This window comes from Nostoc sp. FACHB-152, from assembly GCF_014697475.1.
Taxonomy (GTDB): Bacteria; Cyanobacteriota; Cyanobacteriia; order Cyanobacteriales; family Nostocaceae; genus Nostoc_B.
The window spans coordinates 12,917-31,492 of sequence record NZ_JACJRV010000038.1; the positions used below are offsets into that span (position 1 = coordinate 12,917).

General features: G+C 38.1%; 14 protein-coding genes. 13 read left to right on the forward strand and 1 reads right to left on the reverse strand.

Annotated features, from left to right (window positions below):
• Positions 1-197: 197 nt before the first annotated feature.
• From H6G76_RS21720 to H6G76_RS21780, 13 genes are all read left to right on the forward strand, one after another.
• Positions 198-1,337 carry a sensor histidine kinase KdpD gene (locus H6G76_RS21720; protein WP_190705380.1) on the forward strand — a complete coding sequence of 380 codons (1,140 nt, stop codon included), beginning with the start codon at positions 198-200 and terminating at the stop codon, positions 1,335-1,337.
• Positions 1,338-1,390: 53 nt separating this feature from the next.
• Positions 1,391-2,068: a response regulator transcription factor gene (locus H6G76_RS21725; RefSeq protein WP_190705382.1), complete on the forward strand. Its 678-nt coding sequence runs from the start codon at positions 1,391-1,393 to the stop codon at positions 2,066-2,068.
• Between the two features lie 32 nt (positions 2,069-2,100).
• Positions 2,101-4,215 (forward strand): substrate-binding domain-containing protein, encoded by a 2,115-nt coding sequence (locus H6G76_RS38095; protein WP_190705384.1) that lies wholly within the window; start codon positions 2,101-2,103, stop codon positions 4,213-4,215.
• Entirely contained in the window at positions 4,193-4,744 is a 552-nt protein-coding gene (locus H6G76_RS21735) for an FHA domain-containing protein (RefSeq protein WP_190705386.1), read from the forward strand. The genes H6G76_RS38095 and H6G76_RS21735 overlap by 23 nt, the downstream gene beginning before the upstream one ends.
• A 216-nt stretch (positions 4,745-4,960) precedes the next feature.
• The gene (locus H6G76_RS21740; RefSeq protein ID WP_190705389.1) at positions 4,961-5,110 is read left to right on the forward strand and encodes a hypothetical protein; all 150 of its coding nucleotides are present in this window, start codon (positions 4,961-4,963) and stop codon (positions 5,108-5,110) included.
• The gene (locus H6G76_RS21745; RefSeq protein WP_190705391.1) at positions 5,110-5,637 is read left to right on the forward strand and encodes a phage tail protein; all 528 of its coding nucleotides are present in this window, start codon (positions 5,110-5,112) and stop codon (positions 5,635-5,637) included. The genes H6G76_RS21740 and H6G76_RS21745 overlap by 1 nt, the downstream gene beginning before the upstream one ends.
• A 38-nt stretch (positions 5,638-5,675) precedes the next feature.
• Complete coding sequence (locus H6G76_RS21750; protein WP_190705394.1) at positions 5,676-8,993, forward strand: hypothetical protein; 3,318 nt, start codon at positions 5,676-5,678, stop codon at positions 8,991-8,993.
• 36 nt (positions 8,994-9,029) lie between these two features.
• Positions 9,030-9,605, forward strand: a complete 576-nt coding sequence (locus H6G76_RS21755) for a hypothetical protein (RefSeq protein ID WP_190705397.1) — start codon at positions 9,030-9,032, stop codon at positions 9,603-9,605.
• Positions 9,606-9,640: 35 nt separating this feature from the next.
• Positions 9,641-11,629, forward strand: coding sequence for a VgrG-related protein (locus tag H6G76_RS21760; RefSeq protein WP_190705400.1), 1,989 nt, complete (start codon positions 9,641-9,643; stop codon positions 11,627-11,629).
• 153 nt (positions 11,630-11,782) lie between these two features.
• Positions 11,783-12,190 (forward strand): GPW/gp25 family protein, encoded by a 408-nt coding sequence (locus tag H6G76_RS21765; protein ID WP_190705403.1) that lies wholly within the window; start codon positions 11,783-11,785, stop codon positions 12,188-12,190.
• A 2-nt stretch (positions 12,191-12,192) separates the two neighbouring features.
• A complete protein-coding gene (locus H6G76_RS21770) occupies positions 12,193-14,394 on the forward strand; it encodes a putative baseplate assembly protein (protein WP_190705406.1) in 2,202 nt (733 codons plus the stop codon).
• A gap of 34 nt (positions 14,395-14,428) precedes the next feature.
• Positions 14,429-15,460 (forward strand): phage tail protein, encoded by a 1,032-nt coding sequence (locus H6G76_RS21775; protein ID WP_190705408.1) that lies wholly within the window; start codon positions 14,429-14,431, stop codon positions 15,458-15,460.
• 67 nt (positions 15,461-15,527) lie between these two features.
• Positions 15,528-16,730, forward strand: a complete 1,203-nt coding sequence (locus H6G76_RS21780; protein WP_190705411.1) for a DUF4159 domain-containing protein — start codon at positions 15,528-15,530, stop codon at positions 16,728-16,730.
• Between the two features lie 178 nt (positions 16,731-16,908).
• On the opposite strand, the gene H6G76_RS21785 is transcribed toward H6G76_RS21780, so the two are convergent.
• Positions 16,909-18,321 carry a DUF4157 domain-containing protein gene (locus H6G76_RS21785; RefSeq protein WP_190705414.1) on the reverse strand — a complete coding sequence of 471 codons (1,413 nt, stop codon included), beginning with the start codon at positions 18,319-18,321 and terminating at the stop codon, positions 16,909-16,911.
• Positions 18,322-18,576 lie beyond the last annotated feature (255 nt).

Here is an 18,576-nt window from a genome sequence, read left to right on the forward strand (position 1 = left end):
TCAAGTAATTCCGGTTTGTTAACTGAATATAGGCGTTTGAACAAAGATTACTAGTGCTTACCACAAATATTTTCTTATGTTCGCAGATAACTTATCTTTCTTCACCCTCAAATCTGCTGGGAAACAGGAAACTCAATATTAGTGGTGCTGAGGCACTAAATTAGACCGTTTAACTTTAATAACAATACAAATACTTTATGCAGGTTACAAAAGAAGTTCCAGCTAAAGTTTTAGGTACCTTTACTAAAAACTCCCATTTTAGTTTCCCATCTTTCGGTTCATCTGAGTTACAAAGCTTTTGTCAACTAGAGATTGAAAATTTAACAAATAAATATCCTATTTTTTGGTGCCGGATTGTTCATTATGATCCATCTATAGGAAATCATCAAGAAGTTACTCACCAGCCTGAAAATCAATATATCTCACAAGAAACTTTAGCATATTTGAATTCAGAAGCATGGTTAGTAAACTTCCTTCCTAGTTTCACTTTTAGTGAAATTGATATATCATGTTTTACATCATCAAGTTGTTATACTTGTCCTTTAGGATATAGAAATCAAAAACCGGAATATATTCTGATACTTGCTCATCAACATTTGCCTTTAAAATTGCAAGAGGAAGTAAGGCGAACTGCAATGTTAGTAAGCAAGTATTTAGATATTTACCTAGAAACACTACGCCAAAAAGCTGAAGTTCAACTGCTTGAACACGTCCTCCAACGTACAGGACATCAGTTGCGCCAACCTTTAGGGCTGATTCGTCTTTATGCAGAAAATTTATATTTGGGATTAATAGATAGTCCTTGGCAAGAACAAGCTGCAATAATTCGTGAGAGTATTCAAGATTTAGATACTAACTTAACTGATCTGATTTATTGTAGCCAAAAGGCAAAATTAAGAGTCGCTCCTCACGATTTAAAATCATTAGTTGCTGAAAGTATTCAAGGATTAAAAGGCTTAATTGTCCAAAAAAACCTACAAGTATCTTATTCAGAGACTTCTGATATATTATCCATAGACCGCTTGCAGATGAAGCAAGTTTTTGACAACTTATTAAGTAATGCTGTCCACTTCAGCCCAGTTTCAGGAAAGATTAACTGTAATTGGCAGATATTCCAAAATGAAGTATTAATTCAGATATCCGATCAAGGCCCTGGACTATCTACAGATGACCTAAATAAAATATTTACTCCTTTTTATTCGCGTCGTTTAGGAGGTACAGGGCTTGGTTTAACTATTGCTAAAAAAATTGTTCTTGACCATCACGGAAGCCTTTGGGCTAATAATTCACCGCAAGGCGGAGCGCAATTTTATATCAGCTTGCCCCGTTCTTATTAGAAGTAGAGAGCAGAGGAAATAAACACTGTCAAATTTTATAGGAGAGTTTTGATATGGCTATTAGTCAAAAGTTGCCAGTTCTTCTTGTAGATGACAATAAACGCTTTCGTCAAGGAATACAAACTTTTCTTGGTCATCATAGCAAAATAGGAAAGTTACCTATAGAAGTTGTAGCTGAAGCTGCAACAACAGAGCAAGCTGTCAGCATGGCTCATCAAAAGCAACCCGCCCTAATTCTTCTGGATTTAGAATTAGCCTCTGGTAATGGTATTTCCACTCTTATTCGTCTAAAAGAGATGTCTTTTGTGGGTAAAGTCTTAGTTTTATCTGCTCACCAAGAAGACGATGCAATCTTTCAGGCAATGCAGGCTGGAGCCAAAGGTTATGTGTTTAAAAATCACGTAGCTACTCAATTATGTGATGCGATCGCCACCGTACTCAATTCAGAAGTTTATTTACCTACGGAAGTCGCCAGCAGCTTTTTCCGTAAATTTTGGGCTGATGCAGATGTTGTGGTGCAAACACGTCAAAAGCTCAATCTCTCAAATAGAGAACAAGAAGTTCTGCACTGGTTAGTTAAAGGTGAATCTAATGAAGAAATTGCTAAACGTTTATTTATTACGGTAGCTACTGTTAAAGCTCACTTAACAAATATTTTTGAAAAATTGCAAGTTACAAGTCGGACGCAAGCCGTTATTGCTGCTTTCAAGTTTGGGTTAATTCAAGCTTAAATTTTTTTCAATCAACACAGGGAGTAGTTCATGTGTCTGTAACTGAGCCGGTTTATAAAGAATACTTTTGTTCGCGCAACGCACCTTTATCATGCGATCGCCTCCAGCAAACAGTTAAAGAGTTTCCTAAAGCAAAATTTTGTTTAGAATGTGGTTTTCCTGCTCTTTTACCAGAAAAAGCTGAGATTAAAGGTAGTCGAGGCACTTATCAAATTACTCGCTTTCTCGGCTCTAGAGGCATGGGGCGTTTGTATTTAGGAATCCAACTGAGTAATAATCAACCTGTTGTAATTAAGGAATATCTGCTACCTAATCATTCATTTAATTCCGAAGAAGCAAGCCAACGCCAAGACACCTTTACACGTGTGGCTGGGGTGAGTCCAGCAGATGGTAAAGTGCAAGACTTTCGCCTAATTAGCCCTTGGGAAGCGATCGCTGATCCCCTAGCACAACGCTGTTACACTGTTACTTTAGGTAATTTAGAAACCTCTCAAACTTTGAGCGAGTACCTCACACAAAAAGGTGCTATGACTGCTTATCAAGTACGTGAGGTATTAAAGCAAGCCTTACAAACATTACAGTTTCTCCATACCCAAAAACTACGACTTGCTTCAGGTCAAATCCAGCAGGGTTTGGTTCACGGAAATCTGAGTTTAAATAGTTTTTTAGTTGTCCAAAACAATCAACAAGACTTTACTATCTATCTTTGTGATTTATCCCTTTGGGAAAGTTTATTTATTCCACCATCAATTTCCCAACGTGGAATTACTAATCCCATACAGGACTTAGAAGATGTAGGACAAGTTGCTTTTCAGCTTTGGACAGGGCGATCGCAAAATCTCAATCCTAGAGATGAACAGCAATGGCCTAACTCTGATTCTGACTTGAAGCAGTTTATTTATCGCTTGCTGGGAATAGAACTACCTTTTGAGAGTGCTGAAAATGCTCGTCAAACTTTACTAAAACTTCCTCAAGAAAATCAAGCGATCGGTTTAACCACAGTAGTTTCATCAGATCAGAAAGACAAAGATTTCCAAAAACTCATATTTTTCTTATTAGCACTTCTTACTTTATTAGTGCTTGGAGGAGGAATATTTTATTTCTTGATGCGTAGTTCAGGAATGCAAGATGATACTAATGAATTTTATAACCTTGTTCCTACTTTCTCCGATGTTAACGGTGTTCCTCCCGGAGATTTTATTTACACAGGTGAACAGAATGGAACATGGAGTAACATTTTAAAGTTTCGTCCCACAAGCGACACTAGTTTAGGAGATTTATTGACTCATCCTAAGCCAGATGTTAATGCTCAATTTAACTATCAGCCTGTATCTTCAACTAATATACAAACTGCTAGTCAATCTATAGAAGAATTAACGACAGGTAAAGCTCAGTTTGCAATAACTAGTTTAGCCAATGATGTCAGCAATAACTTCAACGATCAGAAAGTCGCTTATGATGGCTTACTTGTGTATGTAGCCTTCAGTAAGAAAGACCAAAATCTTCCCAAGGCTCTTAACGGACAAATTAGCCTAGAGCAATTACGTCAAATTTATACAGGTCAAATCAATAACTGGCAACAGCTTGGCGGCCCGAATCTACCCATCAAACCATATGCACCGACAGAGCCGGAAGCAGTGCGTCAATTTGAAAAAATAGTATTGAAAGACGACCCCCAACAAATCGCTTTATATCAAGCAAAAGTTACAACACAACCTACCGAACAAACTCAACAGCAAATCATCACTGCATTTGATACAGGACAGGTTGGGATGATTGGTTACGGCATTCTCAGTAAAACTTGGAATCAATGTGCAGGCTATCCTTTAGCTCTAATAGATGGAAATAAACCTGCTAGCCAAGCTCTCTTCCGCCTCAACGGTCTACCAATTAGTCCTTCAGACAATATATGTGATAAAAACAACCGTTTGGATGTAAACACTTTTATTTCTGGCAGCTATCCATTAGCCTATCCTCTCATTGTTGTATATCCAAAAGATAACTCTTTGCCACCTGCTGGAAGTAAATTTGCAGAGATGTTAACTACTCGCCAAGGTCAGTGTTTGCTAGACAAAGCCGGAGTCGTGCCTTTAAAACCTATACCCGATAAATACTTAATTTCCAATGACTGTAAATCGTTGTCCTAACCCTAATTGTGAGTATTTTAACCGTACTTTACCCAATAATGCTAAGGTTTGTCCTATGTGTGGCACACTTTTGGGTAATGTAGTTGTATCTACTCCAACTGTTGATAACCAGCCTGCACCAGTTGAGCAACCTGCTGTTGTCCCAGCCTCTACTTCCCTACCACCAGCCCCAATATATACCTCACCATCCTCCACTCGGTCAACTCTCAGGTTAATCCATACCTCTGGCAAAGAATTTACCCTGTTAGGAGAAGATGGTTACATCGGTAGACGAAATTTCACTAATAAATCTACACCAGAAATTGACTTAACTGGTATTGCCAATGAGAAGGTAGTTTCTCGCTCTCATGCAAGAATTTACTGGGACAAGGCTCATAACGCATATATGTTAATTGATAATCAAAGTCGAAATGGGACTTATTTAAACGGTAATTTTCTTGCTCCTGGTACTTCTTATCGTCTCAACCACAATGATTCATTAGAACTCGGTCAAGAAAAGTTGATATGTTTTACAGTTAATTTAACTTAAAAATGATGTGGTACCTGTAGGGGCATACAGATGCACGCCCCTACAGCGATTCATCAGTTGACAAATACTTTTGAAAATGGTGTCAGGCGAAATCTGTTGAAAATAAATACAAATTCATATCTTTTACCTTTGGCTAATTACGATTTATCTATAAAAAAGATATTTTGTAATCATAAGCTTGTTTCAGTCATCGTATATCCAACTTATTAAAATGCAATGAATAATAAAATACTTCAATTAGAACAATACCTCAATGATCCGTGGTTATTGAAAGAATTAGCCGAGCGCGTTTACGAGATTTTTTTAGAAGATATGCGTTATCAGCAAGAGCGTATTGAAAATTATGGTAGAGAAAGGAGATTATAATGTTTTCCAATTCTAATATTGATGATAAATATACACAACACAGTTTAAATTTTGTCACTTCTAATCGTTTTTATGTAGAGATAGATAGTTCGATAATGGCATCTTTTACTGAATGCTCAGGCCCAAGTGTACAAATTGAGAAAGAAGTTTACCACGAAGGGGGCGTGAATAATCAACAACGTGTTTTCTTAGGTCATACAACTTTTTCAGATATAACTTTTAAAAGAGGAATTACGGACGATCAAAGTTTTTTTAATTGGTTATGTGAAATATTTGATGAACAGCAAGAAACTACTCGTTGTAATGTAAATATTCTTGTCTTTAATCAAGCAGGCGACATCATGCAAAGTTGGACTCTCATTGGTGCTATTCCCACAGCCTGGAAAGCATCTGATTTTAACGCTGATGGAAGCACTGTTGCTATAGAGGAATTAACTATGTCCTTTGAAGGTTTAAGCATTGGACAAGATGCAGGAGGTGGTAATCGCACAACACGTAATGAAAAACAATTCTTCTCTAGTTCGTGATTTCTTAAATTAATTACCACCCTTTATTGGTAACAATCATGCAAATTATTAAATCTCCGCTTGGAATTCAATCTCCTCTATATCCATCTAGTGTTTTAATACATAATAAATCCCTACTTCCATCTTTATTATTTAGCCCAATATATCCGTTAAACTCTATTCAAGAATTAAGTTTGAGTTTGCTTGAAGCTACTCCAATCAATAGCTTGGTAGAAGTATTGACTACATCTGCAAGTAGCTCATTGATTGAGAAAAAAACTAATGTTCACTACATCGCATCTGAACCAGCCGCAATAAATGAAAAAAATAATGTTCCTGCACGAATTAATACCATTAGTATTAATCAAACCTCTAAAAATTTGCCTAGTCAAAAACAAGCCAAATCTCAAGTTAATAATAAGAAATCTAATGCTAAAAAATCGAAATCAAAAAAACCAGCAAAAGCTACACCTAAAAATCTGGAACCAGCAAATATAGCCATTAGTTCCGTTAATACTAAAGCATCTAAACAAGCATCCCAGACAATTGCATCTAAATCAAAGGCTTTAAAAGCTGATCGCAGTTCTGATATATCATTACCGGAAATTAACTCAGATACAGTACAGCAACTATCTACAGAAAGTAACCTTGTTCAGTTAGTTAACACTACATCCTCTCAGACAAAAACATCTGCTGCTGAGACTGAGATGATAATACCTCAAACATTGGAGAGCGATCGCACTATTGAAACATTATCACCTCAAACAAAAATATCTCCGGCTGAGACTGAGATAAAAACGCCACAACCAACATCTCATCCTCAAATTTTGGAGAGCGATCGCACCCTTGAAACATCATCACCGCAGGCAAAAACATCTCCATCTTTGCAAGAGATGACAACACCTCAAACATTGGAAAGCGATCACACTGTTGAGACATCATCACCTCAGATAAAAACATCGACTGCTGAGACTGAGATAAAAACGCCACAGTCAGTATCTTATCCTCAAACATTGACAAGCGATCGCACTATTGAAACATCATCGCCGCAGGTAAAAACATCTCCGACTGAGATGGAGATGATAGCACCACAACCAATATCTCATCCTCCAATTTTGGAGAGCAATCGCACTATTGAAACATCATCGCCGCAGATAAAAATATCTCCGGCTGAAACTGAGATGAGAACACCACAGTCACTATCTCATAGTCAAATATGGGAAAGCGATCGCACTACTGAAACATCATTGCCGCAGACAAAAATATCTCCGGCTGAAACTGAGATAAAAACGCCACAGTCGCTATATCATCCTCAAATACTGACAAGCGATCGCACTATTGAAACATCATCGCCGCAGGTAAAAACATCTCCGACTGAGATGGAGATGACAACACCACAACCAATATCTCATCCTCAAGCATTGGAAAGCGAGCGCACTATTGAAACATCATCGCCGCAGATAAAAATATCTCCTGTGGAGACTGAGATGAGAACACCACAGTCACTATCTCATAGTCAAATATGGGAAAGCGATCGCACTACTGAAACATCATCCCCGCAGACAAAAATATCTCCGGCTGAAACTGAGATAAAAACGCCACAGTCGCTATCTCATCCTCAAATACTGACAAGCGATCGCACTATTGAAACATCATCCCCGCAGATAAAAACATCGACTGTTGAGATGGAGATGAGAACACCACAACCAATATCTCATCCTCAAACTTTCCAAAGCGATCACATTGTTGAGACATCATCCCCGCAGACAAAAATATCTCCGGCTGAAACTGAGATAAAAACGCCACAGTCAGTATCTTATCCTCAAATACTGACAAGCGATCGCACTATTGAAACATCATCCCCGCAGATAAAAACATCGACTGTTGAGATGGAGATGACAACACCACAACCAATATCTCATCCTCAAACATTCCAAAGCGATCGCACTACTGAAACATCATCACCGCAGACAAAAATATTTCCGGCTGAGACTGAGATGACAGCATCACAACCAATATCTCATCCTCAAACATTGGAAAGTGATCGCATTGTTGAGACATCATCCCCGCAGATAAAAATATCTCCGGCTGAGATGGAGATGACAACACTACAACCAATATCTCATCCTCAAACATTCCAAAGCGATCGCACTACTGAAACATCATTACAGAATACTCAGCCTCAAGTAATAATATCCTCGCCTGCTCAGAATACTTTTACACAAATAAACAAATTAACTGAGCATTCAAATACACCTACTGAGGTAACACAATCGCATATACCAATCATAAAATCAGATACTCAACAACTATCTACACCAGCAATAATCAAAGCACTATCAACACCTAAGATACAACAATTAAATATTAGTGCAGAGACTTCTACAGTTGTTCAAACTCAATCTAATAAAATAGTTGATAATAGTACGATAATTGCGAAAAACCCTTCTCAAATAGAAGTCATAAAAGATACTATACTTGATAGTCCACTACCGCCTAAAGGCTATGCTACAGGCGGACAAGTTACAACTTCTAGTAGTCTAGATAAACAAAAGATAGCACCATCGGATACTGTACCTGCTATGCTTACTCCTGGTGAGTTTGTGGTTAATGCTAAAGATGCACAGAAAAACCTCACCTTGCTGAAGCACATCAATAGTAGTGGGACATTAGACAATCTAACTTCTGATAAATCACTAGATAATCTCACCTCTACAACAACTACAACTCAAGTTAAGGCTTCAAAAGATAATTTAGTACAACCAAAGAGTTCAGATATTAATTCAACAAAAGGCTTGGGTTCTTTAATAACTTTTACTTTAGGTTCAGAAGCAGAAAATCAGAGTATCTTAAATCTCAATTCTTTACAATCAAACTTTTATCATAAGAGAACAAATCAATCAAACCAAAATTCAATTAATTATTTATTAACTCCCTTAATCTTTCGGAAGGCAGCTTCTATTCCTAAATCATCTATTCAACAAGCTGCTTTATCTCCTCACCAGCCTAATATCAAAGAGTTAATAGGTAAAAATGAACTCTATAAAGCTTATGACACTTTTCCTACATCTAGTTCTTCTAATCAAGAATTTCATAAACAGCATCCAGTAGCTTCTATTTCATCAAAACTACCCATAAGTTCTGCCAATAATCTAATTCAATCTAAAAATACTATTCAAGACAAAGACATCATTACTGCTGATGCGACACCAAAAACAGAAACTATAGAAAAGAATTTCTCAAAAACGCCTCAAACAAATAATACTAACCCTGTCGAGTTTGAACAACTTGCTCAAAATATCTATCAACTGTTGCGCCGTCGCCTCGAAAATGAGCAAGAGCGTCATGGTATTTTCTCAGGACGTTTGTCTTGGTAGATTTCTGTAACTTCAATCATTAGGAGTACTCATTCAATGGTTAATTCGCAAACACAAAAAAACCAAACACAAAATAATCTTGTAAAAGCAAAGTTAGTTTGTATAGATGACAACACTAACACGATTGAATTTATGTTTAATCCTAAAGAAATTCATTTTTCAAGAAGTAACAATTGGGAATACCAAACAGGTAATCGCGGAACTTCACTACTACCTAAAGTTTATTTTGCCGGACTTGAACCTTTTAAGTTTGAACTTCAGAACTTAATATTTGACACCTATGAAACCAAAAATTCCAGCCAACAAGGACAAAAACCATTAGCTTATTATATTGACCTTCTAAAAAAATGTGTAACTCCTGTGTCTAACGCTAATGAACGTCCACCAGTTTATTACTTACAGTGGCAGGAAAAATATTTTCATTGCGTCGTTACTAGACTATCTTATACTTTCACGATGTTCCGCAGTGATGGCACACCTTTGCGAGCATTAGTAGATTTAGATTTATTAGAAGTTGATCCTTCTGATTCTCCAGGTGTTATTGAGCAAACTGCTTCTATTGGTTTAGACCGAACAACAGGACAATCTCAAAATTTAGCTCCCATAGAATAAAGAAGTTAACTTTTTTGGAATTTTAAATTATAGTTATGGCTACTCAACAAAAACCAGGACTTTATCTTTCGCAGTTACAGCTACAAATTAATGGTACAGATGCGCCAAAAGAATTGATGAATGATGTATTAGAGGTAATTGTAGAAGAAAGCCTACATTTACCTTCAATGTTTACATTACTCATCAATAATACATATCTTTCAGGTACTAAGGGAAATAAGCCGTGGCGTTACGATAACTATTTTAAGATTGGTGATAAACTCAAATTAGGTTTTTCTAATAGTACAACTTTAGATAAAGACTTCAATAATTACGAAAAGAACTATTTAATCGAGTGTGAAGTTACAGCAGTTGAAGCATATTTTCAAGAAACATCTGACGCTCACATCCTGATTCGTGGTTATGATGTTTCTCATAGGCTACATCGTGGTCGTTACAATCGCTCATTTTTAAATCAAACTGATAGCGATATTGTTCGTAAAATTGCATCTGAAGTAAGTATACAACTTGGTAAAATAGAAGAAAGTGGGGAAACTCATGAATATATTTTCCAAGAGAATCAAACCAATATGGAATTTCTGCAACGACGAGCGGCTCTGATTGGTTTTTTGCTCTATGTTCAAGATAATAAGCTGAACTTTCATAAACCTGAAAAAGATTCTTCTTTAAACCTCAAATGGTTGATTGACATTAATAGCTTTTATCCGCGTGTGACAACTGCTCAACAAGTAAATAATGTGGAAGTTCGCTGTTGGGACTATACGCAAAAAAAACTGATTACCTCAACAGCTAATTCTGAGAATGTTATTACCGAAACTGGTAGTGGAAAAGGAAGTAGCACCAGTACCGATTTTAACTTGAGTAACCAACCTCCCAAGATGATTGTTGTAGACCAACCCGTTTATAACCCCAAAGATGCAGAGATGATAGCGCAAGCTTTGTGTAATGAACTGGGGGGAGAATTTGTTCATGCAGATGGCAAAGCCAACGGTAATCCAGAAATTCGCGCTGGAAAGGTGGTTAAACTGGAGGGAATGGGCGATCGCTACAACGGAGAATATCATATCACCGAAACACGCCACATCTATAAAAACCTAGTTTATACAACCGAATTTAGTGTCCGAGGTTTACGCGATCGCAGTTTACTTAAAACCCTATCACCACCAACACACTTACAACCTGGGCAAACATTCTTAGTAGGTATTGTCACTGATAATAATGACCCCCAAAGCATGGGTAGAGTCAAAGTTAAATTTCCCACTTTAACAGAAGAACATAGTAGTTATTGGGCGAGAGTAGTAGGTTTAGGTGCTGCTAATAATCGAGGATTTTATTGTTTACCGGAAATAGATGACGAAGTTTTAGTTGGTTTTGAACATGGGAATATTCATCGTCCTTTCATTATTGGAGGTGTTTGGAATGGTAAAGATAAAACACCTGAAAAAGTAGAAGATACCATTAACAAAGGTAAAGTCAGGCTACGTACAATTAGAACTCGCACAGGTCACACTGTTGAATTTGTAGAAGACGATGGAGGTGGTGGTAACGAAAATAATAGTAAAGATGGCATCTATATTTATACAGCTGGTGGACATCATATCCGCTTGAATGATCAAGATAGTACCCCAGATGACCAATTCATAGAAATTGAAACTTCTGGGGGTCATAAAGTGCGTTTGGATGATGCGACAACTGCACAAGGTATCAGAATTACATCTTCTGGAGGTCATCAAGTCCACTTAAATGATAAGCCTCTACAATCAATTGAAATTCAAACAACCTCTGGTCAAAATTTAACCCTTAATGATGAGGTGATGATAGTCAGTTTACAAACAAGCGGCGTGATTAGTATTCGGGCAGGAGCCGACGTTAACATTAATGCTACAGGTGCTGTTAGTGTAGAAGCAAGTGAAGTTAATATATCTAGTCTTGCCATCACTATGGAAGCATCAGAAATTAACATGGCGGCTGCATCAATTTCTATGGAAGGTTTAGTAACCGCCAATGCCATACCAGTAGTGTGAAATCTGCAAATAAATACCATACCCTATTAGGGGCGCACAGCTAGTTGTGCGCCCCTACTAATTGAACATACACATAATATTTTCGACCTGCGACCAATAGGCATATACAAGCAACTCTATTATTCTGAATGTTATAGACGTTAAATAGCCAATATGGTTAATAGTCAACAACAAGATTATTTAGGTAGAGGTTGGGCTTTTCCATTACATCCAAATGTGCAAGGAGGAATAACATTAAACGCAGAAGCACAGAAGGTTAAAGAATCTATTTGGATTATATTACGCACTAGTTTAGGCGAACGTTTGTATCGTCCTAATTTTGGTTCACGCTTATCAGAATTAGCGTTTGCACCTATGAATACTGACACCCTAATACAGATGCGTTTATATGTCTTAGAAGCTCTACAAAAATGGGAACCACGCATCATTATTGATGAAGTGCAAACTGACCCAGATCCGATACGAGGACGAGTAGACATCATGATTAATTATCGTCTTAAAGAGGCTCCTGATATTTACAGTTTTGTTTATCCTTTTTACTTAAATTCAATGGCGGGATAATTATGGAATTTGATTTTCTCCCTAAACTGCCTTCTTCTAACTTGGACGATCGCACCTTTGATGAGTTAGTAGAAGAGTGTATCCTACGAATCCCACGCTACTGTCCAGAGTGGACAGACCACAATATTAGTGACCCTGGGATTACGCTGATAGAACTTTTTGCTTGGTTAACTGACCAAATGTTGCTCAGATTCAACCGCATACCTCGTAAAAATTATGTAGCTTTTTTAGAATTATTGGGTATTCGTCTCCAGTCTCCAGCACCAGCACAAACAGACTTGACCTTTTACTTAAGCACAGATTTAGATGAAACTTATACAATTCCGGCTGGGGTGGAAGTAGCTACAGAACGAACAGAAACAACAGAAGCCATAGTTTTTACTACCGATCGCGCGTTGGTCATTGGTAAACCCAAATTGCGGAACTTTTTAACCTCTCAAACCTTAGAAGACCATCCTCAAACTTTGCGCGATCGCGTCACTAGTCAGTGGACTCATCAATCCAATGGTAATTGGGAAGGTCGAGAACAACTGCTATTTGAGGATCAACCAAAACCAGGTAATTGTTTTTATCTAGTGCTAGATCCAGAAGAACCTTTAGAGGGAAATGTCTTGCGAATCACTTTTAGAGGAGCGGCTGCCACATCTACGGGTATTAATCCTAATCGTCCTCCCCGGACTTGGGAAGCGTGGGACGGCGAACATTGGCAACCTGTACTCTTGCAAGAAGCAGATGATGAAACTCGTGGCTTCAGTTTTTATGAAATTGCTCAACAAGGTCGCAATCCCGCGCAAGGAGCAGATGTAGTTTTGCATCTCCCACAAACATGGCCGACTACTAACTTTAACACCTATCGAGGAAGGTGGCTGCGGTGCGTTTTTACAACTCCAGACAAAAACCAACCTGGTTACACTTATTCACCGCGAATTATTGGTTTATCTGTAGGAGCAATTGGCGGCACAGTAAATGCTAGTCACAATATTATTGTTCGCAATGAACGCTTGGGAATTAGTAATGGCAAACCAGGCCAGACATTTCAATTACAAAGCGCACCGATTTTAGAGCGTCAAGAAAATGAGTATATTTTAGTAACTCCTCCTAATGGCTTGCCGCAAAAGTGGCAAGAAGTGAGAGATTTTGCTGATTCTAGTCTGAATGACCCCCACTACACTATTGATTCCCTCACTGGTAAAATTCAGTTCGGGCCTTTGATTCGAGAACCTGACTCACTCAAACGCCAAACACAGATTCGCTCAAGAATACAACAGCCTACAAAAGAAGATTGGCTGACATATAACAATACCAATTCTGAACCATCACTAGAGAATCAATATGGAGCCGTCCCACCGCCGGGAGCAGAAATTAAAATAGTTGCTTATCGCCTTGGTGGTGGAAGAAAAGGTAACGTTCAAAGTGGTACGCTGAGGTTTCTCAGAACGGCTATTCCCTATGTGACTAGGGTAACGAACCATCGAGCAGCACACAATGGCAGCGATGCAGAAACCTTAGAACAAGCAGTTTTAAGAGCGCCGCAAATATTACGCACACGCGATCGCGCTGTTACCGTTGAAGACTTTGAAACTTTAACACTTCAAGCCAGCGCAGGTGCGATCGCTAGAGTTCGTTGCTTACCACCAGACTCATCTCGCGCCGCCGGAACAGTAAGTTTGTTAGTTGTACCAGAAGCAAATACAGAGGCGATCGTGCAAGGTGTGGGGATAGCACCAGACCAGCTTGTTTTAGAAGACGCACTCAAACAAAAAATCCTGCGATATTTAGATGACAGACGTTTGTTAGGAGTGCAGGTGCAATTGGGCGAACCGGAATATATAGGCGTTTCCGTCAGAGCGCAAGTTGCACTTGAATCAGCTTACAACCATCCCAACGCTCAACAAGAAATCTTATTTAATCTCCGCCTTGCGCTGTATCGATACCTCAATCCCATCACTGGAGGCCCAGAAGGTAAAGGCTGGCCTTTTGGACGACCTGTTTATCCCTCAGACATCATTGCACTACTTCAGCAAACCCCTGGCGTGCGTTATTTAGGCCCTGTCTTGCTTTTTCCCATACACAAGCAAGGTCAGACTTGGATTCGACAAAAAGAGTCAGAACCTTATATTGACCCAGGCTTACAAGGTTTGGTCTGTTCTTGGGCTGATAGCAACTTGCGTTCAGGTCATGATATCACCTTGCTTACTCCCTGAAACCCAGACATAAAAACCTAATTAATTTAATGCCATGCTACAAACTCTGTTCAGCACTCCTCTAGTCAGCATTCAACTAACCCCAATGCGGATTCCTGAAACTGTACCAAATCAAGAATCTACTTGGTTTGCTCCTGGTATAGCTACAGAATCCATCACACAAAAGAGTTTACTTGTCCATCCTGGAGAATCTAGTGAAATAGTTGTACAAGTTAAAAACCTAGCACAGCGAAATTTGCGATTAACTTTAAAAGTTGAAGGTGACTTTCCTAGCGAATGGTGTCAAGTTGTCACCGAGGATAATAAGATTGCACCTGGCGCGCAAATGGATGCAGTGCTGTATTTCTCAATTCCTGCTAATTATTTTGAAGACCAACAAGCTATTAATCCTGAAAACAAAGACCGTTTAGTTCTCAATTTTCGTAGTAGGGTTTATGTCTATATCGACCCCGGCACTGAGAAAGAACAAATTGAGGAAGAAGAGTTTAATTTATATATTCGCCCTCATAGCCGCTATATAAATTTTTTGCCAATTATATATCGTGAAGTTGATTTTATTGGTCGCTTCATAAAGATATTTGAAGAAACTGTTGAGCCACTAATTGAAAGTTTCAATGTCATGTGGGCTAATTTAGACTCTTTAACAGCACCACAAGCTTTATTACCTTTTTTAGCTCATTGGGTAGCTTGGCCTTTAGATCCTGTGTGGGATATTGCTCAACAACGTCGCTTAATTCGTCGTGCTATAGAACTTTATCGCTGGCGAGGAACTCGTAAAGGTTTACGTCTTTACTTACATCTTTATACAGGTTTGCCTTTAGATGAGCATATAGCTCAAGAAAGTAATAAACATATTAGTATTACAGAACCTTTTAGTCGAGGTTTTATATTAGATTCAGCAAAATTAGGAGAAGATGCAGTCTTAGGAGGAGGGCAACCATATCACTTTAATATTCGCTTACGTTCTGATAACTATAAAAATATAGATGAAATATTAGTGCGACAAATTATTGAGCAAGAAAAACCTGCCTTTAGCACCTATAACTTGTTTGTAGAAAAATTTTAATAATCCAAGTTTCACAATTTTAACCCCTGGACTTTACTTCTTTAATTACGAATTACAAATTAGTATTATGACTCATCCATTTCCCACACCACCAATTCAACCATTAAACCGCCTTCAAGCCTCCGATGGGTTATTAATTACCGCCGATCGCTGGCGTAAAGCTCATGAATACCATCGCCAACGCCAAAATGCTCACTATCAATCGTTAAATCAGCCTGGGGTTGTTTGTGGCTTAGGTGTAAGACCTATTCCGGCTCCATCCTCAGTCAAAGCTGAATATCGAGATAATCGCTGGATAGAAATTCAACCAGGAATTGCGATCGATGTGGCTGGTAATGTAATTGTTGTCCCAAATGCTATTCCTTTTCGCATCGCTACAGAAGTACCTGATTCCGAACCTGTGATGATTTATCTCGTAGCTAGTTATGTAGATCCCGAACAACTGCGTCGTGATGAGCAAAACAATGATTTTATCCAAGAAACTTTTCGCATAGACGAAAAGCGTCAACGACCAGAACCTACAGAGATAGAGCTTTGTCGGATATTCTTACAACCAGGCCCCGTATCAATTACCTTACCCAGTGATGTCTTTTTCCCCGGCTATAACAATATAGATTTGCGTTATCGCCTTCAAGCTCAATCTCGTCCTCAAGCGATCGTGCGTATGGCTTTAGTCACTCACGGTGATTCTGAATATGCACGCACATTTTTTAATCTTTCCTATTTGTTACAAGCTGTAGAAGTTCTTCATCCCTCTTTACGAGGTGCTGATGATGTAGGTCAAATTTCTTTAGAAGAAAATATTCAAGAATATGACTTACTTTATCTCACTGGTAAGGAAGCACTTTCTTTAAATAGTAGAGAATTTGAAGCTTTAAAATTTTATCTAGATAACGGTGGAGTGCTTTTAGTTGATGCACCACATAATGCTACAGGTTTAATAGAAAGCACTCAAACTATAGCTCAACAATTAGGCTATCTTTTAAAACCTTTAGAAGAATTGCGACGCAATCATCCTCTCAGAAGCAAACCATTTTTATTTGCTGCTTTACCAATGATTAATCAACAAATTATGCAGCTGGCGATCGGGGGAGGAATTATTTTAGCTGTTGGTGATTTAGGTTCAGGTTGGGGGCCAGATCAAGAGTTGAGTTTATCTAGAGTTGTCATTCGCACCGCTCAAGAATTAGGCATTAACATTTTGCAGTATGCTTGGAAAAGGCGGCAGTTATTTGGTTTGCAACAAGAAGATTATTCAGGTCAGTGGTAATAACAATATATAGGCTAGGGGCGTACAGATGTACGTCCCTATGATTTTTTATATGTAGCGATCGCACTTTTTTATACCATTTCATCAAAAAAGTGATACAGATATATTTATCGTAGTAGCGCACAGATGTACGCCCTTACCAAAGTATTTATATCATTCTTACGATCGGCAATTATTTCTAGCCTTCAGACTTTTCGTTTGCCATATTTTGACTTTTATATAATTTTTCGTAGTCTTTATTTCCCAATGCTAGCCATTGCTTTAAATCATCTAAATTCCAAGAAGTCATTTTTTGGATTTTGCTGACTTTACCTTCTTCGGAAGGGGTTATTAAATCGATGAGCAATTTTTCTGAATTTTCAGGCATCTTTTGAAAATCTTGCCAATTTATCTTTTTCTCTTCTCCTTCATTTTCTCCATTTGTTATAACTGTATAAGTCACTTCGAGTTCATTGGTTTTGGATTTTTCTTCAAATATTTTTTTAATGTTTTTATTCTTTACTGTTGTATAATCGCGCAGTTGTGTATACATTTCTCTATCTGTTTTTGCTTTGAATGCTTTGGAATTAGATTTTACGCTTCCAAGTACGTATATTTGATTGTCTTTTACAACTAAATAATCTAATTCTGGTTCTTTATATTTAGTTTTACCAATAGAAAATTGCACATTTGTCCATACCTCTGTATTATCGGGCTGCATATATAGAGCCTTCATAGTTGGAACTGCCATCATTTCCACTATATCTCCTATAGTTTGCATGGCTATTAGGTCTGTAATGTTTCCTTTTTTCTTGCTCATGGCAATATTGAACATCTCCCTAGCTTTGTCGAGCAGTTTTTTTTCTTGCTCATTAAATTTTGTCTTGATTTCCTCTTCGCTTTTAAGCGTTCGTTGAATTAAATAGCAAGGTTGAATTGCTTCTTGTGTTTGTTGCACCACATGAGTCAACTCATGTGCCAACAACTCCTGCCCTCCACGACTCCCTGGCTTATACTCTCCTTGCCGAAAGAATACATCCTGCCCTGTAGTGAACGCCTTTGCCTGTATCGAGCGATTTAACTGATCCGCCTGGGAACTCGTATGAATTCGCACCCTGCTAAAATCAGCCCCGAATGCCTGCTCCATTGGTTCTCTAATGTTGTCAGCAAGGGATTGCCCACCACCTCGTGCCTGGGCGATCGCACTTTCTAGATCGGATGTAGCGGTAATATCACCTCCACCAGCCTGAAGCTGTATTGACGGCTTCATTTGTAGTGTGTTTTCTTGAATATTTTCGTTTAAAGCTGGCTGTGCTGAAGCAGGTGAATTAATTTGATTGACTACTTGTGCTGCAACTTGATCTGCTTCTTGTTCGTATTTATCTCCAGGTTGCCCAATTATCAACTTGGTCTGAACTGTTTTTACTCCTGCATCAAAAATACTTCTTCTAATGACATCTCTCTGGGCTTGGCTAGGAATATTAGTATTTGTTACCTTTGCTGAGGATGAATCTTTTTGTTCTTGGCGAACAACAGCCGAAGGATTAATTTGAGATTGCTTCTTCTGAATTGAGCAATCTCCGAGAGATTTTTGGACTTTTTTATAAACCATAACTCACAGCTTTATTGAGAAGTAAATTGCTTGTTTCTGTAATTACACATATTAATATTCACACAAATTCTAGGCATTAATTACTCAAATATAACGCCTTGAAAAATGTGTAATTAACTTGAGCTAAAAAGTCTAACCTGATAATCAAATATTTATGAATTTCAAAAACTTGTTGTTTTTCTCGGTTTTAATCTTGATATTGATTGCATAAGTTAAAGCTTTATAGCTCCTAGTAAAATTCTACTAATTAATAAA